Source organism: Bacillus sp. 7894-2, assembly GCF_002272225.1.
Classification (GTDB): Bacteria; Bacillota; Bacilli; order Bacillales; family Cytobacillaceae; genus Cytobacillus.
In genome coordinates, this window is sequence record NZ_NPDG01000186.1 from 1 (window position 1) to 207 (window position 207).

Below are 207 nucleotides of genomic sequence, written 5' to 3' on the forward strand. Positions count from 1 at the left end.
GACCGGGATGGACGCACCGCTGGTGTCCCAGTTGTCTTGCCAAAGGCATCGCTGGGTAGCTATGTGCGGAAGGGATAAGTGCTGAAAGCATCTAAGCATGAAGCCCCCCTCGAGATGAGATTTCCCATAGCGTCAAGCTAGTAAGATCCCTGAAAGATGATCAGGTTGATAGGTCAGAGGTGGAAGCGTGGAGACATGTGGAGCTGA

General features: G+C 53.1%; 1 rRNA gene. It reads left to right on the forward strand.

The features are described from left to right. A 23S ribosomal RNA gene (locus CHI10_RS22095) occupies positions 1-207 on the forward strand; the annotation flags it as partial.